Raw genomic sequence first — 22,944 nt, forward strand, 5'->3', positions numbered from 1 at the left:
CGTCAGTTCCTCGCCGTGCCCACGACGTCGCGGGCGATCAGGTTGAGCTGCATTTCGGTGGTGCCGGTGGCGATGCCGGTGGCCAGCGCATGGCCGAACTGGAGCGCGCCGAAGCTGCCCTTGATCAGGCCGCCCGCCCCCTCCACCGCCATGCATGCGTCGTAGACGGCGCGCTCGGCGCGGGTGGTGGCGACGCGATAGACATAGGCATTGAGATCGGGCGCGCTGCCCTTCGCCTTTTCATCGACGACACGGTAAATCAGCACGCGCGCGGCGTCGCAGGCGGCCTGCGCCTTCGCCAGCGCATCGGTGACCAGCGGATCGTCGATCAGATCCTGTTCCACCGCCATCTGCGCAAGCCGGTCCAGCGTCTGCCCGGCGCGGCGGAAGCGCGCGACGCCGATGCGTTCGTTGACCAGCAACTGGCGGATGATCGGCCAACCGGCATTTTCCGGGCCGAGCCGCCAGCTTGCCGGCACGCGGACATTCTCGAACACGCACTGGTTGAACGCGCCTTCGGAGAAGATCGAGGGGATTTCGGTGATCGTCAGCCCCGGCGCATCGGTGGGCACAAGAAAGATCGAGATGCCCTGATGGCGCGGCGCATCGCTGTCGGTGCGCGCGAGCAGGAAGCAGAAATCCGCGACATCGGCATAGGATGTCCAGATCTTCTCGCCATTGATCACATAGTCGTCGCCGTCGCGCACCGCGCGGGTACGCAACGAGGCGAGATCCGAGCCGGCATCGGGCTCCGAAAAGCCCTGACACCAGGTGACGTCCCCACGCCGGATGCGATCGAGATGATAGGCCTTCTGCTCGTCGCTGCCCGCCAGGATCAGCGCCGGCCCCACCCAGTTGACGCACATATATTGGGCGGTGCGCGGCTCGCCATGCGCAACCATCTCCTCGCTGAGGATCAGTTGCTGCCAGGGCGACTGATCGAGCCCGCCATAGGCGCGCGGCCAGGCGGGAACGAGCCAGCCCTTGTCCGCCAGCTTGGCGCCGAACGCCTTGGAAAAGGCCTTCTGATCATGCGGATCGAGCGTGAACGCGTCGAAATCGGCGGGCAGCTCGGCATCGAGAAAGCCCTTGAGTTCGGCGCGGAAGGCGGCGTCCTCCGCCGACCAGTCGAAGTTCATCGGATTCCTCCCCCGATCATCGCGGCAGCCCCAGCACCTGGCCGGCGAGGATGTTCTTCTGGATCTCGGACGTGCCGCCGAAGATGCTGATCGTGCGCGAGCGCAGATAATTGGCGAGCACGTCGGGCGCGCGACCGCTGACCGCATCGGCGGCGCGCAGGCGGAATTCCAGGCTGCGCAGCGCCTGCTCGGCCTGGGTGAGCAACAGCCGCGCAACCGATCCGTCGGGGCCGGGCGGGCGGCCGGCATTGCGCAGCGAAAGCTGCTCGACGACATTCAGCCGCAGCACTTCGCCGATCACATAGGTGCGCGCGATCGCCTGGCGTATCTGGGGATCGCGATCGATCGCGCGTTCCTCGGCATAGGTCTCCAGCTTGGCGAGCGCGGTCTGGAAGGTCGCGATCAGGCCGACATCGGCGGGGCCGCGTTCGAAGGCCAGCACGGTCATCGCGATGCGCCAGCCCGCGCCGGGATCGCCGATGCGCTGCGTGACGGGCACGCGGACATCGTCGAAGAACATCTCGCACGTCTCGGGCGAACCGTCGGAGATATGGATGGGCCGCACGGTGATGCCCGGCTGGTTCACCGGCGCGAGCAGGCAGGTGATGCCCTTGTGCTTGGGCGCATCGCGATCGGTGCGCACCAGCAGGATGCACCAGTCGGCATGCTGCGCGCCGGAGGTCCACATCTTCTGCCCGTTGACGACATAGTGATCGCCGTCGAGCACGGCGGAGGTGCGCAGCGACGCCAGGTCCGATCCCGCGCCGGGTTCGCTGAAGCCCTGGCACCACTGGATCTCGCCGCGCAGCATGGGCGGCAGAAAGCGCTGCTTCTGCGCCTCCGTGCCATAGGTGAAGATCGCGCGGCCGAGATAATTGTGGAACGAGATGCGCGGCGTATCGGCCTTGCCCAGCTCGTCGTTCAGGATCGCCTCATAGGTGGCGCTGAGCCCGCGCCCGCCATAATCGACGGGCCAGGACAGACCAACATAGCCGCCGTCGTAAAGCGTGCGCTGCCATTCGCGATGGAGCCGCGCCAGATCGTCCTCGGTCGGATAGCGCGCGCGCCAGTCCTTCGGCGCGTTTTCGGCGAGCCAGGCGCGCACGCCCATGCGGAAGGCGGCTTCCTCGGCATTTTCGAGATAGTCCATGTCAGGCGGCCTTCCGGACGGCGTCGCGATTGTCGGCGATGGCGTTCAGGTGATGCGTCTCATCGCCGAAGAGCAGGCGATCGAGCATGACGCGGCGCGCGCGCAGATGCGCGACATGTTCCCAGGTCTGGCCGATCCCGCCATAGACCTGCATCAGCATCTCGCCGGCGGCCTCGCCCGCCGGCGCGCACCAGGATTTGGCGACATGCGCGGCGGCCAGCGCGTCCGCCGCGGGCAGGGCATCGACCGCCCAGGCGGCATAGCGCGTCGCGCTCGCCGCCCCCTCGATGCGGACCAGCATGTCCGCGCACATGTGCTGAACCGCCTGGAACGAGCCGATCGGCACGTCATATTGAATGCGCGTCTTCGCATAGTCGACCGCATGGGCGAGCCCGTCGCGCAGCACGCCCACCAGATCGGCACAGGCAAGGGCGACGGCGAAGGCGGCCCAGCGCGCGAACGCATCGGCGGCAAGCGGCGCACCGACGAGCTTGGCGCCCGCGCCCGGCCGCCATACGGCCAGCGGACGCGTGAGATCCGCCCCCTCCATCGCCGCCGCCCCCTCGACGGCGAGGATCACGGGCTGCGCTCCACCATTTCCCGGGGCGAGCGCAAGCACGCTATCGGCGCCTTCGCCGTCGAATATCACCGCGCCCGGCGCATCGGCATCGGCGAGGCCGGCAAGATCGGGCGCAAGCAACAGGCCGATACGGCGGCGCCCCTCGGCAAGATCGGCGAGCAGCGCCGCATCCGCGCCGGCCAGCGCCAGCAGCTCATAGGCGAGCAACGCGCCGGTGAGCGGCAGCGGCGCGAGCGCGCCGGCCAACGGTTCGATCGCCAGCGTCACTTCATAAGCCGATGCCGCGGGCACACCGCCATCGCGCGCGCGCATGCCCAGCACCCCGAGCCCGGCCAGATCGCGCCACGCGGCGTCGCGATCGATCTTGGCCAGTTCGGCGGGACTGTTGACCGCGAGCGTCGCGGCGAAGCGGGCCATCGTCTCGCGCAGCATTTCCTGATCGGGCGTCGGCACTGCGCGCATCGGATCGGCTCTCCTCTTATGGTCTATTTATTACACTATATGGAAAGAAATCCTGCTGTCACGCGAAATTTTTCGCTGCGCGATCACGCGCGCCCGCCGGCGGCGAAGGTATCGCTTGCAGCCTTCGGTTTAAATATTACACTATTAATCGCCGAACAGAAAACGGCGGGGAGGAAAGAGGATGGAGAGCGGATCGCAACGGGGCACGGCCGGCGCCTGGTACGCCGTGGTGCTGATGGGAATGCTCTACATCGTCGCCTTCGTGGACCGGGTGATCCTGGCGCTGCTGATCCAGCCGCTGCGCGCCGAATTCGCGATCAGCGACACCCAGATCAGCCTGCTGATCGGCTTCACCTTCGCGCTGTTCTACGCACTGGTCGGGCTGCCGATCGGCCGGCTGGCGGATCGCATCAACCGGCACCGGCTGATCCTGGCGAGCACGGTGGTGTGGGCGGCATGCACCTTCGGATCGGGCTTCGCGACGTCGTTCTGGATGCTGTGCCTGCTGCGCATCGGCGTGGCGGTGGGCGAAGCGGCGCTCAGCCCCAGCGCGATCTCGATGATCGGCGATCTGTTTCCACCCGCAAGGCGCGGCGCTGCGACATCGCTCTATATGTCGCTGGGCGCGCTGGGCGCGACGGGCGGTTATATATTGGGCGGGCTGATGGTGGGCGCGATCGGGCAGGCCGAATCCGTCGCGGTGCCGCTGATCGGCGCGGTGAAGCCATGGCAGTTCACCTTCATCCTGGTCTCGCTGCCCGCCGTCGCGCTCGGGCTGCTGCTCCTGTTCACGGTGCGCGAGCCCGCCCGGCCGGCGGCGGCGGCGGAAGCGCCGCCATCGCGCGCGCTCGCCTGGGCCGCGCCGATGTGGCGGCCGCTGATCATCCTGTTCTTCGCCGGATCGATCGGCCAGACCATGGTGCATGGCGCCGGCACCTGGGCGCCGACATTGCTGGTGCGCGATTATGGATGGACGATCGGCGCGGCGGGCGTGCGCGTGGGGCTGATCACCATGGTCTGCGGCGTCGGCGGCATGATGCTGTGGCCGATCTTCGCGGACCGCTGGGCGCGCGGCGGGCGCGCCGACGCGCTGCCGCTGACGCTGGCGATCGGGGTGGGCGGCGGCGCGGCGCTGATCGCGGCCTGCGCCTTCGCGCCCGGCGCGCTGGCGTTCCAGATCCTCTATGGCGGGGCGATGTTCATGCTGATGGGCACGGGCGTGCTGCTGATGGTCGCGATCCAGGCCTTCGCTCCGTCCTCGATGCGCGGCGAACTGATGGCGCTGTGCCTGTTGCTCACCGGGCTGATCGCGCTTGGCGTGGGCCCGACATTGGTGCCGCTGGCCGGCGAATGGATCGGCGCCGCCGATGGCGAACTGAAGCCCGGCTATGTCGCGATCGCGCTGCTGACCGGGCCGCTCGCCGCCGGATTGGCGCTGTGGTGCCGCCGCGGACTGGTCGGCTTGGCGCGCGCGGGAGATACGCTATGATAAGGCGGCCTCACCGGCTTCGTCGGGCAGCGCGGCGGGGCGCGTTTCGGTTTCTCCGTCCAGACAGGGAGCACAGGTCCTGACCCGCATTCCATCAGCCCCGGCGTCGCGCACCGTGCGGGTACCCAAGGCCGCCGAACTGATCGCGGCGTCGCTGCGCCAGCGGATCGCGATGGGCGAATTGCTGGAAGGCGACGCCCTGCCGCCGGAGGCCGACCTGATCGTCGAGTTCGGCGTGTCGCGCGCGTCCCTGCGCGAGGCGCTGCGCATCCTGGAGAATGAGGGGCTGATCGAAGTGCGGCGCGGCGCGCATGGCGGTGCGCGCATCCGCCTGCCGCGCGAGGACACCGCCGCGCATTCGATGGGGCTGCTGCTGCAGATCCGTGGCGCGACGCTGAAGGACATGTTCGACGCGCGCGTGATCATCGAACCGCCGCTGATCCACCAGCTCGCGCAGATCCGCACTGACGAGGATATGGCCGCGATCCGCGCGCATATCGACCTCGAACGCGCGGCGATCGACGATGTCCGCGCCTTCGCCGCCGCCGCCGCCGAATTCCACCGGCTGATGATCGGGCGCAGCGGCAATTCGGTGCTGATCCTGGTCGCGGGCATGCTCGACGAGCTTTATCTCAAGCACCTCAACCAGTTCATCGCGAGCGCGCGGCCCGATCAGGCGCAGCTCAACCGGGAAACATTGCTCAACCACCAGCGCCTGGCCGACCTGATCGAAAGCAGGGACGGGCCGGCCGCCGAAACCTTGTGGCGCTACCATATGCAGGGCGCGCGCAAGATCATCCTGGGTCAATTGGGCGAAGGATCGAAGCTGGCGCTCTATTAGGGTTCGGACTCCGATCGCGGGAGCCGGCTTGCGCGCGACGCGATGGCGCGGCAACAAGCGCGCCATCGATTAGGAGAGTCCCATGCGTAAAGCCCTTGCCCTGCTCTTGCTGCCCCTCGCCCCGCTCATGCAGGCCGGCGCCCCCGCCCCCGCCCCGGTTGCGCAGGCCGGCGCGCAGGATCAGGCGCTGCTCCAGTTCCTGGACCAAGCGTTCGACGAACAGACCAATCTGAGCCCGGAGAGCCAGACGCGGCTGGGCTTCAAGACCAATTACGACCGGCTGGACGATTATACCGACGCCGCGGCGGTGCGCTCGCGCGATCTGGCCGAGACGCAGCTGAAGGAGATGCAGGCCCGCTTCCGGCCCGATCGACTGGGGGAAAGCGCGCGCGTCAGCTATCGCCTGTTCGAATATGAGGTGAAGCGCGGCCGCGAGGCCTTCCAGTTCCGCAAGCTGGCCTTTCCCGTGTCCACCAATGGCAGCCCGGCAGGCGATATCCCGGTGCTGCTGATCAACAATCACAAGATCGACAGCGTCGCCGACGCCCGCGCCTATATCGCGCGCCTGCGTGACACCGAACGCGTGATGCGCGAAACCGCCGCGTTGATGCGCGAACAGGCGGCGGCGGGCATCGTGCCCAACAAGGTCAATTTCGCGCCGGCGCGCGCCGATGCGCTGAAGGTGATCACCGGCGCCCCCTTCGACGGCGGCGCGGATTCGACGCTGATGGCGGATTTCAGCAAGAAGGTGGCTGCGCTGAACGCGCCGGCGGCGGACAAGGAAGCGCTGCTGAACGACGCCCGCGCCGCGCTGACCGGCCCGTTCCGCAACGGCTATCAAATGCTGATCGCGGCGATCGACGAGATCGAGCCCAAGTCCAGGGGCAATTTCGGCGCGTGGAGCCTGCCCAATGGCGACGCCTATTATGCGGACCGGCTGAAGGCATCCACCACCACCGCGCTGACCGCGGACCAGATCCATCAACTGGGCCTGAAACAAGTCGCCGCGATCCGGCAGGAGATGGAGGCGATCAAACCGGAAGTCGGGTTCCAGGGCACGCTGGAACAGTTCTTCGATCATATCCGCACCGATCCCCAGTTCAAATATCCGAACACCGAGGCCGGCCGCGAAACCTATCTGAGCGACGCGCGCGGCGTGATCGCGGCGATGATGGCGGCGGCGCCACGCTATTTCCGCACCTTGCCCAAGGCCGCGCTGGAAGTGCGCGCGGTGGAGAAATGGCGCGAGGGCACGGCCCCCACCGCCTTCTACAACGCGCCTTCGGCGGACGGCACGCGGCCCGGCATCTATTACGTGAACCTGGTCGACATGAACCAGACGCAGAAGGTGCAGGTGACCGGGATCGCGGTGCATGAAGGCGCGCCGGGCCATCATTTCCAGATCGCCCGGCAACAGGAACTGGCCGGCATCCCCAAGTTCCGCAAGTTCGGCGGCTATGGCGCCTATGCCGAGGGCTGGGGCCTGTATACGGAGCGGCTGGCGGGCGAGATGGGCGCCTATAAGGATCACTATTCGCGGCTCGGCATGTTGTCGCTCCAGGTGTGGCGCGCGATCCGGCTGGTGCTGGATACGGGCATCCACTCCAAACGCTGGACGCGCGAACAGTCGATCGCCTATTTCAAATCCAACAGCTCGATATCGGACACCGATATCGCGCGCGAGGTCGATCGCTATTTCAACTGGCCGGGCCAGGCGACCAGCTACATGGTCGGCCAGCTCAAGATCGCCGAATTGCGCACGCGCGCGGAAAAGGCGCTGGGGCCGCGCTTCGACATCCGCGACTTCCACGAAGCGGTGCTGAGCCAGGGTTCGCTGCCGCTGGACGTGCTGGAGGAGCAGGTGGACCGCTATATCGCGGGCGCACGAAAATAAAGATGGTCAAAGCGCATCGTGCGGAAAGCGGTGCCGCGTTTCCGCACGATGCGCTCGGAATATCAGCGCGATCCCGCGACCTGCGCTTCGAGCTCTTCGGCCGTCAGGCCGATGATGCCACCTTGCGGCCCAGCGCCTACGCTGCTCCGCTGGATCTTGATCAACTTGCCCGACAGGAGCTTCAGCGTCACATATTGATCGTCGATGGCGTCGATCGTGCCCACTGACGTACCCTTCGATCCCGTCACCGTGGCACCAACGGCAAGCTTGGCCTGCGCCTCGGCCTGCGCGCGATCGACCGCTGCGTTGAGCTCAACCTGGGTCATACCCATGACGAGTTTGCCCGCCCCAACGGTGAAGGAATTGCTCGGCAGTTGCACGTCATGCTTGTCGGTCTTGACCGTCACGATATCGCCGGCGACAGCGGAAACGGTTCCCACTTCCCCGCCCTGGGGGTCCTCCACCTTCATGCCGGCGGTGATCGAAGTGCCGGATTCAGCCGGCTGCGCGGCGAGCGGCGCGGAAACCCCGGCAATCGACAGGAGGCAGGCAACGAGAAACGGGCTTCGAATTCGCATCATTTTCCTTTCCAAGCAATCGTAACCAGATCGTCCATGCCCGGACCGGGCCCGACGACGCCCGCCTGGTGGATCATGTCCGCCAAAAGCCTATGCCTTTGTCAGAGCCCGATCCGCGGGACAGTGGCAATGGTCTGGATCAGACCATCAGCGGCAGCGCGCGCCGTCCTTGTCGATGGCACGCCCAGCGATCGCCCCACCGGCAGCCCCCAACAGGGTGCCGAGCGTTTCGGATCCGCCGGGAGCGATGATATTGCCCAGAACGCCGCCGGCGATGCCACCCACAATGAGACCGGTCGTGCCATCCGAGCGGCGACAATAATAACGACCATCGCGTCCGCGATAGACGCGCTCGCTGTTGCTCAGCCGCCGCTCGCGATAGCGGCGGTCATCACGGTAATAACGATCGGCATCATATCCGCCATAAGCCGGATCGGGGCGATTATAGTCATAGTTGCGATAACCCGGGCCGGCGCCATAGCCGCCATCGCTGCCCATGCAGCCCGAAAGCAATATCGTTGTGGCGACAAGGCCGAGGGTAGCGGCGCGCATCTCTCTCTCCAAGCTTGATCCGATATCCGTTCAATGCCCGGGCGCATGATTTGGTTGCTCGGTTCATCGCTTGCCGCCCAGTGCGGACACTGCCCGGCTCGCGATATCGAGCCCATTCGCGGAATGCTGAACCGCTTGGCGCGATCAGAACACCAAGGCCACCTGTACGTCGCGATGGCCGGTGAACGGCTCGCGCCCATGCGCGCAGTAGATATTGTCGACCAGCATGAAATCGCCGCTCTGATAGGGGATGTTGACCGCCAGATCGTCGAGAATGGCGTAGAGCGGCTCGACCAGCGCATCGGGAATATCGCCGCCGTCGCCGTAGAGGATCTCGATCGGACGCGGGCGGCCGCTGCGGAAAACGGCGGCGAGGCGATCGTAGTTCGCCTCCAGCCGCGCCCGGTTGAAATGCATGCCATGGACCTGCGCGAACCAGGTTTCCTCGCCCGTGGCCGGATGCGCGACGAAGCCGCTGGAACGATAGTGCATGGAGAGCGAGCCATCATCCTCCCACACCGCGGTGCAGCCGACCTGGCGGCAGGCCTCCTCCGCCTGCTCGCGCGTCTCGACCTGAAGCACATCGGTCCATTCGCGGCGGAACAGCGCGACCAGCGGATCCTCCACCGGGCCAGGCGCGCGATAGTTGCGGCGATAGAGCACGCCGCGTTCCCGCACCGAAGCCATCAGCGCATCGGGAATCGCCGCCTGGAAGCGGCGCATGTCGCCCAATGTCGTGGCGCCGCGCGTTTCGGGCGGCACAAGGCAGTAAAAGGCGACCATGCGCGGATAGGCCGGCAGATAGCCCATTTCCTGATGCAGGATGATCTTCTGGTCGGCGGGTACGCGCGACGCCTCGAACACCTTGCCCGATATGTTCTTGCGCGGGGTGAGCCCACCGGCATAGCCGTGCGGATCGGTCTGGTAATCGGCGACGAGCGCGTTGAAATCGGCGGTGGTGGGAATGGCGAAACCGCGCAGCATCACGCAGCCATGTTCGTTCGCCAGCCTCTCGATCGCCGGGCGATGCTCCCCATACCAGGCCTGCACCGCGCGCGGATCGCTGCGCAGCGCGGCGGATACCGGCTCCACCATCAGCGGCAGGCCATGATCGTCATAGGGCCAGCAGGTCACGTCCGCCGGCAGGCGGGGTTCGAAATGCGTGGTTCGCGCGGAAGTCGCCATCATCCTCTCCATGCCGGCCGCGCCGGCGATACCGTTCCTAGTCCCTGAAATCGGATCCCTGCCGATCGAGCCGGCGCAACAGGGCGGGCCAGATATAATCGTCCGCCACCCATTGATGCTGGTCGGCACCCTGCCGCCGCGTCACGGCCTGCACGTTTTCGCCCGGCCAGCGGAGCGCCGCGCCGCCAGCCGTCGCCGCCACCTGCATCTGGCAGGCGCGTTCGAGATGATACATGCGCGCAAAGGCCTCCGCGACCGAGCGGCCGACCACCAGAGTGCCATGGTTGCGCAGGATCATGTAGATGGCGTCGCCCAGATCGGCGACGAGGCGGGGGCGCTCGTCATGGTCGAACGCGATCCCCTCATAATCGTGATAGGCGAGCTGCGCCTGGAGCAGCATCGCTTCCTGGTGCATGGGCAGCAGCCCCTGTTCCTGGCACGACACGCCGACGCCGGCGACGGTGTGGAGATGCATCACGCATTGCGCATCGGCGCGCGCGGCATGCACCGCCGAATGGATGGTGAAGCCCGCCGGATTGATCCGCGCTTCCGCCGGCTCGATCACATTGCCGTCGAGATCGACCTTGACCAGCGACGACGCCGTCACCTCCTCGAACATCAGGCCGAAGGGGTTGAGCAGGAAATGGTGATCCGGCCCGGGAATGCGCACCGACAAATGGGTGAACAGAAGATCGTCCCACCCATAGAGCGCGACCAGCCGATAGGCGGCCGCCAGATCCTCCCGCAGCCGGGCTTCGGCGGGGCTCATTTCCAGGCGGCGCGCCTGGCTGATCGTCGCAATTTTCATGGGCGACCTCTCCTCTTCCCCTCTATGCTCATGCGCGATACGCAGAGTCAATACCGTCGGTATCGAAATTGGGAGGCAGGATGAGGACGCCGCGAAAACAGGTGAGGGAAGCCGTTCTGGACGCGGCGGAGGCGCTGTTCCGCGCCCGCGGATTTCAGGCCGCGTCGCTGGAAGACATCGCCCGCGCCGCGAAACTGACCAAGGGCGCGGTCTATTCGAACTTCGCAGGCAAGGACGAACTGTTCCTGGCGGTGCTGGAAACGCATGTCGGCCACACCATCGCGCGCTATCGCGCGGCGACGGACGACGGGGACGGGGGTGGAGACGCGGATGAAGCCCGCACGCTCGATCGCATGGCCGAGTTCCTGGCGCGAAGCGCGATCGAGGATGCGGCCTGGTCCGCCGCCTTCGCCGAATTCGCGCTCCACGCCTCGCGCCGGCCCGCGACGGCGGCGGCGCTGGCGGCGGTGCGCGGGCGGCTGCGGCAGGAAGTGATCGCCTTGCTGCGCCCGATCGTCGACCATGGCCAGGCGGACGAAGCGCGGCTGGAGCGCGCGGCGACACTGTTCTTCGCGATCGGCAACGGCCTGACGCTGGAAGCGCTGAGCGACGCTACGCGCGTGGATGCGAGCGTGTATCGCGAAGCGCTGGAACGGCTGCTGGAGAGCTGAGGACGAAGCATGTCGACTCCGGCCTTGCCAGTCGCGCTTTCCCGCGCCAGAGGTTTGCGGGGTTCGGGGGAGGCGATCAGACACTCATGCATGGCTATGCCAATCCGCGCCGCTTCCTGTCGATCGCCAAGCCGCTTACGCCCTGGCTGGTCTGGAGCGGACTGATCCTCTCCATCGCTGGCATGACGGCCGGGCTCTTCTATACGCCGAAGGACTATCTGCAGGGGGACAGCGTCCGCATCCTCTATGTCCATGTGCCCGCCGCCTGGCTGGGCATGGGCGGATGGAGCGCGCTGGCGATCGCCTGCCTCGCGCAACTCGTCTGGCGGCATCCGCTCGCCGGGCTCGCGGCGCGCGCGATCGCGGTGCCCGGCGCGCTGTTCACCGCGATCTGCCTGGGGGCCGGATCGGTCTGGGGGCGGCCGACCTGGGGAACCTATTGGCAATGGGACGGGCGGATGACCTCGATGCTCGTGCTGCTGTTCCTCTATTTCGGCTATATCGCGCTGGCGAACGCGACGATGGATCGCGGCCAGGTGGGCAAAAGCGCGGCGATCTTCGGCCTGGTCGGCGTGGTCAACATCCCCATCATCAACCGCTCCGTCGTCTGGTGGAACTCGCTCCACCAGGGGCCGAGCATCACGCTGAAGGGGTCCAGCATCGACAGTTCGATGCTGTGGCCGCTGGGGCTGACCACGCTGGGTTTCGCGCTGATCTTCGGCGCGATCGTGCTGATGCTGATGCGCGCCGATCTGGCGCGCATCCAGGCCGAGGCCCGGCTCAGGCGGATGGCGGCGGAATGAACCACTGGCCCTTCATCATCGCCGCATATGGCATGGCCTTTCTCGGTATCGGCGGCGTCATGCTCTGGGCATGGCGATCGATGCGGCGCGCGGAGAGCGCCACCAGCGATCGCGTGCGCTCCGACTAGACCGGATCAGGCGGCGCGGCTCAGCCTGCCCAGCGCCGCGCCATATTCCGCCGCCAGCCGCGCGACGAGTTCGCCCGTCCCCGGCACCGAATCGATCGCGCCGATCCCCTGCCCGCAGCCCCAGATGTCGCGCCAGGCCTTTTTGTCGCTGCCGCCGCCCGAGCCGAAATCCATGCGACTGGGATCGGATTCGGGCAGATTGTCCGGGTCGAGCCCGGCCGCGACGATGGACGGGCGGAGATAGTTGCCGTGCACGCCGGTGAAGAGGTTCGAATAGACGATGTCCGCCGCCATGCCATCGACCACCGCCTGCTTATAGGCTTCGGACGCATTGGCCTCCCGCGTCGCGATGAAGGCCGACCCGACATAGCCGAAGTCCGCGCCCATCGCGCGCGCGGCGAGCACAGCACCGCCCGTCGCGATCGCACCCGACAGCGCGACCGGCCCGTCGAACCATCGGCGGATTTCCTGCACCAGCGCGAAGGGCGATTGCACGCCAGCATGGCCGCCCGCGCCCGTCGCCACCGCGATCAGCCCATCTGCCCCCTTCTCGATCGCCTTGCGTGCGAAAGGCTGGTTGATGATGTCGTGCATCACGGCGCCGCCATAGCCGTGGATCGCGGCATTGATGTCCTCGCGCGCGCCGAGCGAAGTGATGATCAACGGCACCCGATGCTTCACGCACAATTCGACATCCTGCTCCAGCCGGTCATTCGAACGATGGACGATCTGGTTGACCGCAAAGGGAGCCGACGGGCGATCGGGATTGTCGCGATCCCAGGCGGCAAGCTCCTCGGTGATGCGGTGCAACCACTCGTCGAGCAACGCGACCGGCCGGGCGTTGAGCGCCGGGAAGGAGCCGACGATCCCCGCCTTGCACTGCGCGATCACGAGATCGGGATTGGAGATGATGAAAAGCGGCGCCGCGATCACGGGCACCGAAAGCCGATCCGCCAGCCCATCCAGCACCGTGCCCGTCGCGCGTTCCGTCATATCCATCCTCCCGAATCTGGAAACATTGTTTCCACTTGCATCATCGTTGCCATGATTCCAGGATGACCGCAATGGCCGACTATGATGCGAAACAGGCGCGCGAACAGGTGCGCGCGGCGACACGCCGGGCGCTGATCGACGCGGCACGCGCGATCCTGAACGAGGACGGGCTTTCCGGGCTGACCGTGCGGCGCGTGGGCGAGCGCGTGAATGCGTCGGCCAAGCTGATCTACACCTTGTTCGGCGGCAAGGACGGGCTGCTGGAGGCCGTGTATCTCGACGCGTTCGCGGGGTTAGAAGCGATGCTGGAAGGCGGCGTCGATACGCTCGCCCCCCGCCAGCGCGTCGCCGCGATGGCGGATGCCTATCGCCGCTACGCTCTGGCGCATCCCGACCGCTATGCGGTTATGTTCGGCGATGCGGTGGCGGGCTTCACGCCCTCGGAAGACGCGCGCCGCCGCGCCTGGCGCACCTTCGCCGCGCTGCGCCAGGCGATCCGCGACAGCAACGATCGGCCCGACGATCAACAGACCGACTTGGCGACGCGCGTGCTGTGGGCGGCGATGCACGGCGCGATCAGCTTGGAACTGCGTGCGCTCAGCGGGTCTCCGGCACTGGCGGATGCGATCTTCGACGGCGCCGTTTCCGCCGCGACCGCGCGGTATCTTTCCGATTAGCGCGGCCCGCGGCGGAATCGCCGGTTCAGAGCTTGAAGCGTACGCCCAGCGTGAAACGACGGCCGATCGGATCGTACAGCGTATAGTTCGACACGATCGGGCTGACCGGGCCGACAAAGCTGGGGATGATCGGCGGCGCCTTGTCGAGCAGATTTTCGATATTGCCGAAGATCTGGATGTTCAGCCCGTCGCGCTTGACGAGTTGATGCTGGAACGAGGCGTCGAGGTAAAAGCGGTCCGGAAACTTGTCGATGCCCAGACCGATCGGCTGGCTGCTGCCCGGCGTGCCGTTATACTGGACGCTGCCGACATATTGGCCGGAGAGCTGAAGATCCCAGCCGCCATTGGAATAGGTGACGGCGCCTGTCGCGTTCCAGTGCGGGAAGATGACGCCGGCCGACTGGATGACCTGCCCCATCAGCCGCGATTCATAGCTGTCCGTATAGCTGGCGCTGCCGCGGAACGAGAGCTTGCCGCCCATGTTCGCGCCGATCCGTTCGAGCGGCAGCGAATAATAGAGTTCGATATCGACGCCGTTGGTCTTCAGCGTCTGCGCGTTGAAGCGGCCGTTGATCACCTGCGCCAGCTTGCCGGCGCCGTCGCGCACCAGACGCGAGCAAAGATCGGCCTGGCCGGAGCCGCAGCCATTGATGATCTGCTGCGCGGTCAGCGTGGTGATCGCCCCGTCGATCTTGATGTCGTAATAATCGACCGAGATCCGCAGATCGCCCGCCCATGACGGCTGGTAACCCAGGCCGACGGTGAGCGTCCTGGCGATTTCGGGCTTCAGCAGCGGATTGGGATTGGTGGGTACGGCGACGGTCACCGCGTCCCCGTTCAGATCGATGACCGGGAAATAGCTGGCGGCGCCGGTCGCGGCGAGTTCGCTGAAATTGGGCGCACGGATGTCGCGCGACAATGTCGCCCGCAACCGGAGATCGCCGGTGATCTCGTTGGTGACGCCTACCTTCCAGGTGGCGACGGTGCCCGTGGTGTTATAGTCGGTCACGCGGATCGCGCCGTTGAGATCGAGGCGCCTGAAGAAGGGCACGTCGCGCAGCAGCGGCACGACGGTTTCGGCGAAGGCCTCCTTGACCCTGATCGTGCCCGGCCCGGCCGACGGCCCGTTGAAGATGCCGTGGCCGAAGGCCGCGGTAAGCGGCGCGACGGTGAACGAGACAGTCTCGTCGCGATATTCGCCGCCAACCGCGATCGAGACGGGGCCGGCCCAGAGCGAGAAGGGCTCGCCCTGGATGCTGGCGGCGACACTGGTCTGGCGCACGCGCTGGCGATGCGTGAAATCGTCGGTGACATAGTCGATCGCCTGTTGCGAGGGCGATCCCGATCCGAACAGGTTGATCGGCACGCAGCCATTGCCGGGGGCGGTGAGCGTGGAGCGGCAAACGATGCGGCCGCTTGCCGGATCGAGCACCGCATCGGTCGCCAGCGCGAGATTGCGGGTGATCGTGTCGTTCACATAATTCTGGCGCTGGTCGTATTTGCCGTAGCTGGCGCTGACATCCCATTTCCAGCTACCGCCGAACTTGCCGGTGAGGCCCGCCGAGACCTGACGGTGCCTGGCGAGCGCGCTGTTGCCGTAAAAGCCGAAATCGGAATTGAGCCGGCTCATCGCGAAGCTGGTCTGGCCGGCCGCCGCCAGCGCGTTGCGCAGCGATTCGGGCAGATAGGCATTGTCGCGCTGGATGATGATGTTGCCGAAATTGAACGACGGGATCGTCGCACGGTCGTCGCCATAGAGCCGGGCATAGCCGCCCTCGACCCAAGCGGTGACATCGTCGCTCAGATCATAGGATGCGCGCCCGAACAGCGTAATCCGCTCGGTCGGCACGAGCAGCTTCAGGGTCGCGCCGACATTGGGGCCATCGCCGCCGAAGGTGCCCGCGGCACCGACGCTGGCGATGCCGGGATCGAACGCCGCCGGAAGGCCGCCGGGCAGGAACTGGGTGCCCTTCAGCGCACCGTTGACGATCAGGCCGCCATAGGTGGCGTTCGCCATGCGCGCATCCCGCCCCATCAGCACGGCGGGCTGACCGTTGCCCGGCACATAGGCGGGATTGGCGATGAGCCCCCAATTGGGCTTGGCCCATTTGCGCGAACTGACCTGCCCGATACCGCTATTGTCGTAATATTCGCCCGACAGCATCAGGTGACCGCGATCATCGGCGAAGCGCGTGCCGTAGCTGAGCGTGCCCTTGATTTCGCGCGCATCGGCGTAGCGGAAGGTCTGCCCGCCCTGGATCGAGCCTTCGATCCCTTCCAGATCCTTGCGGAGCAGGATGTTGACCACGCCGGCGACCGCGTCCGACCCATAAGCGGCGGACGCGCCGCCCGTGACGATCTCCACCCGGTCGATGATGCCGGAGGGGATAACGTTCACGTCGAAGGATTCGTCGTTCCCGGTCGGCGTCGGCCGGCGGCCGTCGACCAGGGTGAGTGTCCGGCTGGGCCCGGGATAGCCGCTAAGGCCGCGCAGGTTGAAATAATTGCCGCCGACATTGCCGCCGGTATGCGTGGCATAGGAACTGCGGCCCGAACGGAACTGGGGAAGCTTCAGCGCGATATCGCCGATCGTCGCGACGCCGGCCATGCCGAGTTCCTCGGCGGTGACCACCGATGTCGGCGTGGGCGCCACGAAACCGCTGCGTTCGATGCGCGATCCGGTGACCGTGATCTCCGGCGCCTGCGCATCGTCTTCCGGAACAGCCGCCTGATCCTGCGGCGACGGCGCATCCTGCGCGGCGGCCGGCATGGCGAATGCGGCGAGAATGATCGCGCCCGTCGCGCACAATGACGTCGTTGCCCGGCAATGCGCCGCCAACCCGGTGATCGATCGCATGACTTCCCCCCTTTTTCTGGACTGTGGACGACAGGCCGGCAGCCCCGATTCCCGTCTTCATCCTGATAGCAGCGAGAATTCACTATGCGAATTATTTTTTTCGTTATCGCATATTTTATCGATAACGCATAATCTTCGACCTGATGCCGGCGCTCGGCGGATCTGGATTTGTTGTTCTGAATCAGCCCCTTGAATCGGAAGATCGCCGTGGCGGGAAATCGGCGATCAACGGAAGCGCATGATCGGCATCGGCGTTTCCGGCCCGACCATCGATCAGCATCGCACCCAGCCTGGCCAGCGCCGGCGCGATCTGGATGCCATAACCGCCCTGGCCCGCGAACCAGAAGAAGCCGGGCAAGGCATCGTCATGGCCGACAACCGGCGAGCGATCGGGCGCGAAGGTGCGCAGCCCGGCCCAGCGATGCCGGACATGACGTACATCGATGTCGCAATGCTGCTGCAGGCGATCGATCGCGACGGCGACATCCCATTCCTCCGCCTGGACGTCGCAGGGTTCGACCGGGGTTTCGTCGGCCGGCGACACCATGAGCAGTCCGGCATCGGGCTTGAAATACAGATCTTCCTTGGCCGTCATCACCATCGGCAGCGTATCGAGGTCGAGCCCGGCGGGCGGGTCGATCAGTACGGCGGTCCGCCGCATCGGGACCAGTCCGGCCGGTGCGGCGCCGAACAGGCGGGCGATCCGGTCGGCCCATGCCCCCGCCGCGTTGACGACGATGTCCGCCTCCACAATGCCCGCCGACGTTCGCACCGACCAGGATGCCCCGGCCCACGCCGCCGCCTCCACCCGCGCACCGAGCGACAGCGCCGCGCCGCGCGCGCGGGCGGCGCGCGCATAGCATTGGTGCAGAAGATCGACCTCGATCTCCGCGCTGTCGCGATCGAGCCCGCCGGCAACCACCGCCGACGGACGAAGCATCGGAACCCGCGCCAGCACCTGTTCGACGGAGAGGAGATCGAGCGCCGCATATTCCTCGCGTGCGAGCGCATCCGCCTGCGCCTCGTTCGCGATATAGAGCGTCTCGCGCGGGCGCAGGATCGGGGTCTCGCAGAAGCCGGCAGGCGGCACGCACAGAAAGCCCCGGCTCGCACGGGTGAGCGCGCGGATCGCGGCATTGCCGTAATTGGCGACATACATGGCGGCAGATCGCCCGGTGGCGTGATAGCCCAGCACCGCTTCCGCCTCGACGACGGTGACCCGATGCGAACAGGCAAGCTCATAGGCGAGCGAGACGCCGGCAATGCCGCCGCCGATGACGAGAATGCGCTTGCGATCGCCTGGCGCCATCGGGATCGCGGGATCGAAATTCGAATCAGAAACTTCCACTGCATCACCAATCATCTCGTCGGCACGCACAGTTCGGTGCGCCCGAATGCCTCGGACATAGGAGTCCTAGCGAATAATATTCGATTTCGAAATAGACGATCGAAGCGCGGTGGTGAAATGGGGCCCGATCGCGCATAGCCGCGAGGCGCGCGATGGCCCCGGTGCGAAATATGGTGAAAGCGGCGATATCGGGCGGGATCGACCTGACCGGTCGAAACGAGTCTCGTTGGAGAGCCTCACCCGTTGAGGCATTTGCGAATGCCTCGATCGGGGATGGTGGACAGGGCTGGATTCGAACCAGCGTACGCTCACGCGGGCAGATTTACAGTCTGCTGCCTTTAACCACTCGGCCACCTGTCCAGGGTGCCTGACGTCAGGAAGGCGGCTCAATGACGAAAGGGGGCTTGCCTGTCAACCGTGCCGCGGCCTACCGGTCGCACATTCACGAGGGAGATCCCGTTTCATGCGTCATGTTCTTGCCGCGCTGCTGCTTGCATCCGTCGCCGTCGTCCCGGCGAACGCCCAGAAATCCGCGTCCGACAAGGGCGCATCCGCCGAAACCGGCCGGATCATCGATGAAGGGCTGAATCACAGCGAAGTGATGCAGACCGCGCAATATCTGACCGACCGGATCGGCGGCCGGATGACCAATTCGCCCGCGATGCGCGAAGCCGAGAAATGGACGCAGGAACAGTTCCGCCGCTACGGCCTGTCGAACGTGCGCGCCGATCCGTTCGAATTCGGGCGCGGATGGTCGATCGTGTCGTCGAGCGTGCGGATGACGAGCCCGCGCCCCATCGCCCTCACCGCGATCCCCGTCGCCTGGACGCCCGGCACCAACGGCGCGGTCAGCGCGGAGGTGATCGTCGCACCGCTGCGCAAGGCGCGCGACTTCGACACATGGCGCGGCAAGCTGGCGGGCAAGATCGTGCTGATCACCCTGCCCGACAACGGCTCCGAACCCGAAACCGCGCCGTTCCGGCGGCTTTCGTCGGAGGATCTCGGCAAGCTCGACAAGTTCGAGCAGCCCAAATACACCCCCGATTCGGTCGAGAGCGACCTGAAGCAGGCGCGTTTCGCGCGTGAGATGGACGCATTCCTGAAGCAGGAAGGCGCGCTCGCCTGGGTCCGCATGGCCTATCGCGACGGCAAGCTCGTCCATGGCACGGGCAGCGTCGCGTTCCGCACCGGCCAGACCCCGGCGGTGCCCGGCATCGAACTGGCCGCCGAGGATTATCGCCGCCTCGCCCGCCTCGCGAAGGCAGGGCCGGCGCCGGTGATCTCGATCGACAGCCAGGTGAAATGGCATGACGAGGATCTGAACGCCTACAACATCCTGGCCGATATCCCCGGCAGCGATCCCGCCGCCGGTTATGTGATGGCGGGCGCGCATCTCGACAGCTGGGTCGCCGGCGACGGCGCGACCGACAATGCGGCGGGCAGCGCCGTGATCATGGAGGCGGCGCGCATCCTGGCCAAGCTGGGCGTGCGGCCGAAGCGCACCATCCGATTCGCGCTGTGGAGCGGCGAGGAACAGGGGCTGCGCGGATCGCTCGCCTATGTCGGCAAATATCTTGCCAATTTCCCGCCCATCGAACAGGGCGGCATCAACACCCGCGAGGAAGCGATCCTGCTGCGCCAGGCCTGGCCGATCACGCCCAAAGCCGGACACAAGGATCTTGGCGCCTATTTCAATATGGACAACGGCTCCGGCCGGTTCCGCGGCATCTATGCCGAGAACAACCCGGCGGTGGTGCCGATCTTCAAGGACTGGCTGGCGCCCTTCGCCAGCATGGGCGCGAACACGGTGGCGATCGGCAAGACGGGCGCGACCGATCACGTCTATATGCAATATGTCGGCCTGCCCGGTTTCCAGTTCATCCAGGATCCGCTGGACTATGGTTCGCGCACCCATCATTCGAACGCCGACACCTTCGACCATCTGAAGCCGGAGGATCTGCGGCAGAACGCGGTGATCCTGGCGAGCATGCTGCTCAACGCCGCAAACCGCGCCGAAGGGCTGCCGCGGCCGCCCTTCCCGACCAAACCCACGCCGACCGATCCGTTCGGCTATCGCGACGACAGGGACGATTGATGAGCCGCCGTGGTCACCGCCCATCCCAGCCCGCGCATGGCCGTCCGCGCCTGTGGGGCCGTCACGCCGTGCTTGCCGCACTGGCCAATCCCGAGCGCACCGTGCGCAAGCTGTGGGGCACGCGCGATGCGCTGACCCGGCTGGACCTGCCCCCGGTGATCCCGGTCACCTATTGCGACGTCGCCGATCTCGGCCGGCTCGTGCCGTCGGACGCACCGCACCAGGGGCTGGTCGCCGAAGTCGATCCGCTGGAGGATATCTGGCTGGGCGACCTGCTGGAGCAGCATGAGGAAGGCACCCAGCCGCTGGTGGTTCTCGATCAGGTGACCGATCCGCACAATGTGGGCGCGATCCTGCGTTCCGCGGCGGCGTTCGGCGCGATCGGCATCGTCACCCAGGATCGCCACAGCCCGCCCGAATCGGGCACGGTCGCGCGCGCCGCATCGGGCGCGCTCGAACTCGTGCCCTGGGTGCGCGTCGTCAATCTGGCGCGCGCGCTCGACGAGATCGCGGAGGCCGGATTCTGGCGGATCGGCCTGACGGGCGAAGCGAGCGACTCGCTGGCCGACGCGATGGGCACCGCGCGCATCGCGCTGGTGCTGGGCGCCGAAGGCGAAGGGCTGCGTTTCAACACCCAGGCGCATTGCGACATGCTTGCGCGGTTGCCGATCAGCCCTAAGGTGGAGAGCCTCAACGTCTCGAACGCGGCGGCAATCTCGCTCTACGCGGTCGCGACGCGCTGAACATGAACGCACCGAACAAGGGGGATCCTATGACGGTTTACCGTTTCGGCCGGCTGGCGCTGGCGCTGTGCGCGCCCCTGCTGCTGCTCGGCTGCATCCTGACGCCCGGCAAGTTCACCTCGACATTGTCGATCAACGCCGATCGCAGCTTCGCCTTCACCTATAAGGGCGAGGTGATCGCGGTCGACATGGCGAACGAGATGTCGAAAGGCCTCAGTTCGGGCTCCAGCGACAGCGATTCGGAATCGATCGAGGAAACCGAGCCGGACAAGAAGGACAGCCTGTTCACGCCGACGGCGCTGCAACAGGACGAAAAAACCGACGAGAAGGCGGAAGCCGCCAAATCGAAAGCTGAAACCGAAGCCAAGAACCGCGCGATCGCGGACGCGCTGTCGAAGGAAGCGGGCTATCGCTCTGTTCAATATGTCGGCGATGGCAAGTTCGTCATCGACTATGCGATCAAGGGCACGCTCGACCACAATTTCGTCTACCCCTATAATGTCGATGCGGAGATCATCTTTCCCTTCATCGCCATCGAACTGCGCGCCAACGGCGCGGTCCGCATGAAGGCGCCGGCCTTCGGCAACGAGAAGAATGGCGGCGACAAGTCGATGGGCATGGGCGGCATGGGCGAAGACAAGGCGTCCAGACTGCGCGAAGGCACCTTCACGCTCGACACCGATGCCGAGATCATCAGCCAGAACAACGAGGACGGCGTTCAGACGGTCAATGGCCGCAAGACCATCGTCTGGAAAGTCACGCCGCTCAGCCAGTCCGCGCCGACCGCGGTGCTGAAGATGACCAAGTAAATCGCGGAAATTGCCGTCGCTCCAGCGAAAGCTGGAGCGACATGGCAGGGACCGATCTCAATCCTCGGCGGCGATGGTGATGCGCAGGCCGTCGAGATCGGCGCCGAAGGTGAGCTGGCACGAAAGCCGCGACGTCTCGTCACGGTGATCGGAGCTGTCGAGCAGGTCGTTCTCATCCTCGCTCATCGCCGGCAGCTTGTCGGCGAAGGCAGGATCGACATGGACATGGCAGGTCGCACAAGAGCAGCAACCGCCGCACAGCGCCAGCAATTCGTCGAAGCCGGCATCGCGGATCACTTCCATCACCGACAATCCGGCTTCACCCTCGACCGTCCGTTCGGACCCATCCCGTGTCACGACGACCAGTTGCGGCATCTCAATCTCCCTTGCGTTCCCGCTGGGCTAATAGGGCGTACACTCCGCAAATCAAGCGTCCAGGCGCGACAGGGCTGTTCAGCATGGTCGCCATGCGGCATGAGAACAAAATGGGACTTTCGCAGGAACAGATCATCCGATCGATCGACGCCATTGCCGCGATCGAACCGGGCTTCGCCGCGGCGCTCGGCCGGGTCGGCTATCCCGAACCACGCATCCGCGCGCGCGGATACGACACGCTGCTGCGCACGATCGTCGGCCAGCAGGTGAGCGTGAAGGCAGCCTCGGCGGTCTGGAGCCGGCTGGAGGCGGTGCTGGGCGCGGGCTGCGATCCGGCCGCGCTGCTCGCCAGCGATTTCGACACGTTGCGCGGCTGCGGGCTCTCACGCCAGAAGCAGGGCTATGCGCGCAGCCTGGCCGAACTGGTCGTCTCCAGCGGGATCGACCTCCATGCGCTGCCGGAAGACGATGAGGCGGCGATCGCCGCGCTGACCCGGATCAAGGGCATCGGGCGCTGGTCCGCCGAAATCTACCTGCTGTTCGCGGAAGGCCGGCCGGACATCTGGCCGGCGGGCGATCTCGCCGTCCAGATCGAGACCGGACGGATCCTTGGCCTCGAAGCGCGCCCGAGCGAAGCGCTCACCCGCGAGCTGGCGGAACGCTGGCGGCCGCATCGCGGCGCCGCCGCAATCATGACCTGGCATCATTACAACAGCGACATGGGCATTCCCGTCTGATGTCCTTCATCGGGACGCCCGAGAAACTCG

At 66.2% G+C, this 22,944-nt stretch carries 22 protein-coding genes and 1 tRNA gene; 11 read left to right on the forward strand and 12 right to left on the reverse strand.

Annotation, left to right across the window (positions count from 1 at the left end):
- Positions 1–2: 2 nt before the first annotated feature.
- The 3 genes from K7G82_RS16565 to K7G82_RS16575 are packed head-to-tail and all read right to left on the reverse strand — an operon-like array spanning position 3 to position 3,331.
- A complete protein-coding gene (locus tag K7G82_RS16565; RefSeq protein ID WP_222991026.1) occupies positions 3–1,139 on the reverse strand; it encodes an acyl-CoA dehydrogenase family protein in 1,137 nt (378 codons plus the stop codon).
- 16 nt (positions 1,140–1,155) lie between these two features.
- Positions 1,156–2,289 (reverse strand): acyl-CoA dehydrogenase family protein, encoded by a 1,134-nt coding sequence (locus K7G82_RS16570; protein WP_222991027.1) that lies wholly within the window; start codon positions 2,287–2,289, stop codon positions 1,156–1,158.
- Between the two features lies 1 nt (position 2,290).
- Entirely contained in the window at positions 2,291–3,331 is a 1,041-nt protein-coding gene (locus K7G82_RS16575; RefSeq protein WP_222991028.1) for an acyl-CoA dehydrogenase family protein, read from the reverse strand.
- Positions 3,332–3,512: 181 nt separating this feature from the next.
- On the opposite strand from K7G82_RS16575, the gene K7G82_RS16580 reads away from it, so the two are divergent.
- From K7G82_RS16580 to K7G82_RS16590, 3 genes are all read left to right on the forward strand, one after another.
- A complete protein-coding gene (locus K7G82_RS16580; protein ID WP_222991029.1) occupies positions 3,513–4,820 on the forward strand; it encodes an MFS transporter in 1,308 nt (435 codons plus the stop codon).
- Positions 4,821–4,935: 115 nt separating this feature from the next.
- On the forward strand, positions 4,936–5,661 hold the full coding sequence (locus K7G82_RS16585) for a FadR/GntR family transcriptional regulator (RefSeq protein WP_222991030.1): 726 nt from the start codon (positions 4,936–4,938) through the stop codon (positions 5,659–5,661).
- Between the two features lie 82 nt (positions 5,662–5,743).
- Positions 5,744–7,555, forward strand: coding sequence for a DUF885 domain-containing protein (locus K7G82_RS16590; RefSeq protein WP_222991031.1), 1,812 nt, complete (start codon positions 5,744–5,746; stop codon positions 7,553–7,555).
- A gap of 62 nt (positions 7,556–7,617) precedes the next feature.
- On the opposite strand, the gene K7G82_RS16595 is transcribed toward K7G82_RS16590, so the two are convergent.
- From K7G82_RS16595 to K7G82_RS16610, 4 genes are all read right to left on the reverse strand, one after another.
- Entirely contained in the window at positions 7,618–8,148 is a 531-nt protein-coding gene (locus tag K7G82_RS16595; protein ID WP_222991032.1) for a preprotein translocase subunit YajC, read from the reverse strand.
- 132 nt (positions 8,149–8,280) lie between these two features.
- Positions 8,281–8,685, reverse strand: a complete 405-nt coding sequence (locus tag K7G82_RS16600) for a glycine zipper 2TM domain-containing protein (RefSeq protein ID WP_222991033.1) — start codon at positions 8,683–8,685, stop codon at positions 8,281–8,283.
- 144 nt (positions 8,686–8,829) lie between these two features.
- Positions 8,830–9,870: a TauD/TfdA family dioxygenase gene (locus K7G82_RS16605; protein WP_222991034.1), complete on the reverse strand. Its 1,041-nt coding sequence runs from the start codon at positions 9,868–9,870 to the stop codon at positions 8,830–8,832.
- A 37-nt stretch (positions 9,871–9,907) separates the two neighbouring features.
- Positions 9,908–10,678 carry a class II aldolase/adducin family protein gene (locus K7G82_RS16610; RefSeq protein WP_222991035.1) on the reverse strand — a complete coding sequence of 257 codons (771 nt, stop codon included), beginning with the start codon at positions 10,676–10,678 and terminating at the stop codon, positions 9,908–9,910.
- 80 nt (positions 10,679–10,758) lie between these two features.
- Between K7G82_RS16610 and K7G82_RS16615 the strand changes: the two genes are divergently transcribed.
- From K7G82_RS16615 to K7G82_RS16625, 3 genes are all read left to right on the forward strand, one after another.
- A complete protein-coding gene (locus K7G82_RS16615; protein WP_222991036.1) occupies positions 10,759–11,349 on the forward strand; it encodes a TetR/AcrR family transcriptional regulator in 591 nt (196 codons plus the stop codon).
- A gap of 86 nt (positions 11,350–11,435) precedes the next feature.
- On the forward strand, positions 11,436–12,152 hold the full coding sequence (gene ccmC / locus K7G82_RS16620; protein WP_222991037.1) for a heme ABC transporter permease CcmC: 717 nt from the start codon (positions 11,436–11,438) through the stop codon (positions 12,150–12,152).
- Positions 12,149–12,280 (forward strand): heme exporter protein CcmD, encoded by a 132-nt coding sequence (locus K7G82_RS16625; RefSeq protein WP_222991038.1) that lies wholly within the window; start codon positions 12,149–12,151, stop codon positions 12,278–12,280. The genes ccmC and K7G82_RS16625 overlap by 4 nt, the downstream gene beginning before the upstream one ends.
- 6 nt (positions 12,281–12,286) lie before the next feature.
- Here the strand turns inward: K7G82_RS16625 and K7G82_RS16630 are convergent, their stop codons facing one another.
- Positions 12,287–13,273, reverse strand: a complete 987-nt coding sequence (locus tag K7G82_RS16630) for an NAD(P)H-dependent flavin oxidoreductase (RefSeq protein WP_222991039.1) — start codon at positions 13,271–13,273, stop codon at positions 12,287–12,289.
- Between the two features lie 71 nt (positions 13,274–13,344).
- Between K7G82_RS16630 and K7G82_RS16635 the strand changes: the two genes are divergently transcribed.
- The gene (locus tag K7G82_RS16635; protein WP_222991040.1) at positions 13,345–13,950 is read left to right on the forward strand and encodes a TetR/AcrR family transcriptional regulator; all 606 of its coding nucleotides are present in this window, start codon (positions 13,345–13,347) and stop codon (positions 13,948–13,950) included.
- 25 nt (positions 13,951–13,975) lie between these two features.
- Here the strand turns inward: K7G82_RS16635 and K7G82_RS16640 are convergent, their stop codons facing one another.
- From K7G82_RS16640 to K7G82_RS16650, 3 genes are all read right to left on the reverse strand, one after another.
- Positions 13,976–16,807: a TonB-dependent receptor plug domain-containing protein gene (locus tag K7G82_RS16640; RefSeq protein WP_222991041.1), complete on the reverse strand. Its 2,832-nt coding sequence runs from the start codon at positions 16,805–16,807 to the stop codon at positions 13,976–13,978.
- A gap of 181 nt (positions 16,808–16,988) precedes the next feature.
- Entirely contained in the window at positions 16,989–18,155 is a 1,167-nt protein-coding gene (locus K7G82_RS16645; RefSeq protein WP_343228594.1) for an NAD(P)/FAD-dependent oxidoreductase, read from the reverse strand.
- Positions 18,156–18,429: 274 nt separating this feature from the next.
- Positions 18,430–18,515 (reverse strand) — tRNA-Tyr (locus K7G82_RS16650).
- Between the two features lie 103 nt (positions 18,516–18,618).
- On the opposite strand from K7G82_RS16650, the gene K7G82_RS16655 reads away from it, so the two are divergent.
- Genes K7G82_RS16655 through K7G82_RS16665 form a run of 3 tightly spaced genes read left to right on the forward strand, consistent with a single transcriptional unit; the run spans position 18,619 to position 21,802 of the window.
- A complete protein-coding gene (locus tag K7G82_RS16655) occupies positions 18,619–20,250 on the forward strand; it encodes a M20/M25/M40 family metallo-hydrolase (RefSeq protein WP_222991042.1) in 1,632 nt (543 codons plus the stop codon).
- Positions 20,250–20,993, forward strand: coding sequence for a 23S rRNA (guanosine(2251)-2'-O)-methyltransferase RlmB (gene rlmB / locus K7G82_RS16660; protein WP_222991043.1), 744 nt, complete (start codon positions 20,250–20,252; stop codon positions 20,991–20,993). Before K7G82_RS16655 ends, rlmB begins: the two co-directional genes overlap by 1 nt.
- A gap of 29 nt (positions 20,994–21,022) precedes the next feature.
- Positions 21,023–21,802 (forward strand): hypothetical protein, encoded by a 780-nt coding sequence (locus K7G82_RS16665; protein WP_222991044.1) that lies wholly within the window; start codon positions 21,023–21,025, stop codon positions 21,800–21,802.
- Between the two features lie 57 nt (positions 21,803–21,859).
- On the opposite strand, the gene K7G82_RS16670 is transcribed toward K7G82_RS16665, so the two are convergent.
- The gene (locus tag K7G82_RS16670) at positions 21,860–22,177 is read right to left on the reverse strand and encodes a 2Fe-2S iron-sulfur cluster-binding protein (protein ID WP_222991045.1); all 318 of its coding nucleotides are present in this window, start codon (positions 22,175–22,177) and stop codon (positions 21,860–21,862) included.
- Positions 22,178–22,287: 110 nt separating this feature from the next.
- Here K7G82_RS16670 and K7G82_RS16675 point away from each other — a divergent pair, with 110 nt between their 5' ends.
- A complete protein-coding gene (locus tag K7G82_RS16675) occupies positions 22,288–22,914 on the forward strand; it encodes a DNA-3-methyladenine glycosylase family protein (protein WP_222991046.1) in 627 nt (208 codons plus the stop codon).
- Positions 22,915–22,944 lie beyond the last annotated feature (30 nt).

The organism is Sphingomonas colocasiae (genome assembly GCF_019880585.1).
GTDB classification, from domain to species: Bacteria; Pseudomonadota; Alphaproteobacteria; order Sphingomonadales; family Sphingomonadaceae; genus Sphingobium_A; species Sphingobium_A colocasiae.

What these genes read in the sequence shown, in the direction of transcription:
- K7G82_RS16565 (WP_222991026.1), bottom strand. Translation starts at nt 1,139, where the DNA reads ATGAACTTCGACTGGTCGGCGGAGGACGCCGCCTTCCGCGCCGAACTC.
- K7G82_RS16570 (WP_222991027.1), bottom strand. Translation starts at nt 2,289, where the DNA reads ATGGACTATCTCGAAAATGCCGAGGAAGCCGCCTTCCGCATGGGCGTG.
- K7G82_RS16575 (WP_222991028.1), bottom strand. Translation starts at nt 3,331, where the DNA reads ATGCGCGCAGTGCCGACGCCCGATCAGGAAATGCTGCGCGAGACGATG.
- K7G82_RS16580 (WP_222991029.1), top strand. Translation starts at nt 3,513, where the DNA reads ATGGAGAGCGGATCGCAACGGGGCACGGCCGGCGCCTGGTACGCCGTG.
- K7G82_RS16590 (WP_222991031.1), top strand. Translation starts at nt 5,744, where the DNA reads ATGCGTAAAGCCCTTGCCCTGCTCTTGCTGCCCCTCGCCCCGCTCATG.
- K7G82_RS16600 (WP_222991033.1), bottom strand. Translation starts at nt 8,685, where the DNA reads ATGCGCGCCGCTACCCTCGGCCTTGTCGCCACAACGATATTGCTTTCG.
- K7G82_RS16605 (WP_222991034.1), bottom strand. Translation starts at nt 9,870, where the DNA reads ATGGCGACTTCCGCGCGAACCACGCATTTCGAACCCCGCCTGCCGGCG.
- K7G82_RS16610 (WP_222991035.1), bottom strand. Translation starts at nt 10,678, where the DNA reads ATGAAAATTGCGACGATCAGCCAGGCGCGCCGCCTGGAAATGAGCCCC.
- K7G82_RS16615 (WP_222991036.1), top strand. Translation starts at nt 10,759, where the DNA reads ATGAGGACGCCGCGAAAACAGGTGAGGGAAGCCGTTCTGGACGCGGCG.
- ccmC (WP_222991037.1), top strand. Translation starts at nt 11,436, where the DNA reads ATGCATGGCTATGCCAATCCGCGCCGCTTCCTGTCGATCGCCAAGCCG.
- K7G82_RS16625 (WP_222991038.1), top strand. Translation starts at nt 12,149, where the DNA reads ATGAACCACTGGCCCTTCATCATCGCCGCATATGGCATGGCCTTTCTC.
- K7G82_RS16630 (WP_222991039.1), bottom strand. Translation starts at nt 13,273, where the DNA reads ATGACGGAACGCGCGACGGGCACGGTGCTGGATGGGCTGGCGGATCGG.
- K7G82_RS16635 (WP_222991040.1), top strand. Translation starts at nt 13,345, where the DNA reads ATGGCCGACTATGATGCGAAACAGGCGCGCGAACAGGTGCGCGCGGCG.
- K7G82_RS16640 (WP_222991041.1), bottom strand. Translation starts at nt 16,807, where the DNA reads ATGCGATCGATCACCGGGTTGGCGGCGCATTGCCGGGCAACGACGTCA.
- K7G82_RS16655 (WP_222991042.1), top strand. Translation starts at nt 18,619, where the DNA reads ATGCGTCATGTTCTTGCCGCGCTGCTGCTTGCATCCGTCGCCGTCGTC.
- rlmB (WP_222991043.1), top strand. Translation starts at nt 20,250, where the DNA reads ATGAGCCGCCGTGGTCACCGCCCATCCCAGCCCGCGCATGGCCGTCCG.
- K7G82_RS16665 (WP_222991044.1), top strand. Translation starts at nt 21,023, where the DNA reads ATGACGGTTTACCGTTTCGGCCGGCTGGCGCTGGCGCTGTGCGCGCCC.
- K7G82_RS16670 (WP_222991045.1), bottom strand. Translation starts at nt 22,177, where the DNA reads ATGCCGCAACTGGTCGTCGTGACACGGGATGGGTCCGAACGGACGGTC.
- K7G82_RS16675 (WP_222991046.1), top strand. Translation starts at nt 22,288, where the DNA reads ATGGGACTTTCGCAGGAACAGATCATCCGATCGATCGACGCCATTGCC.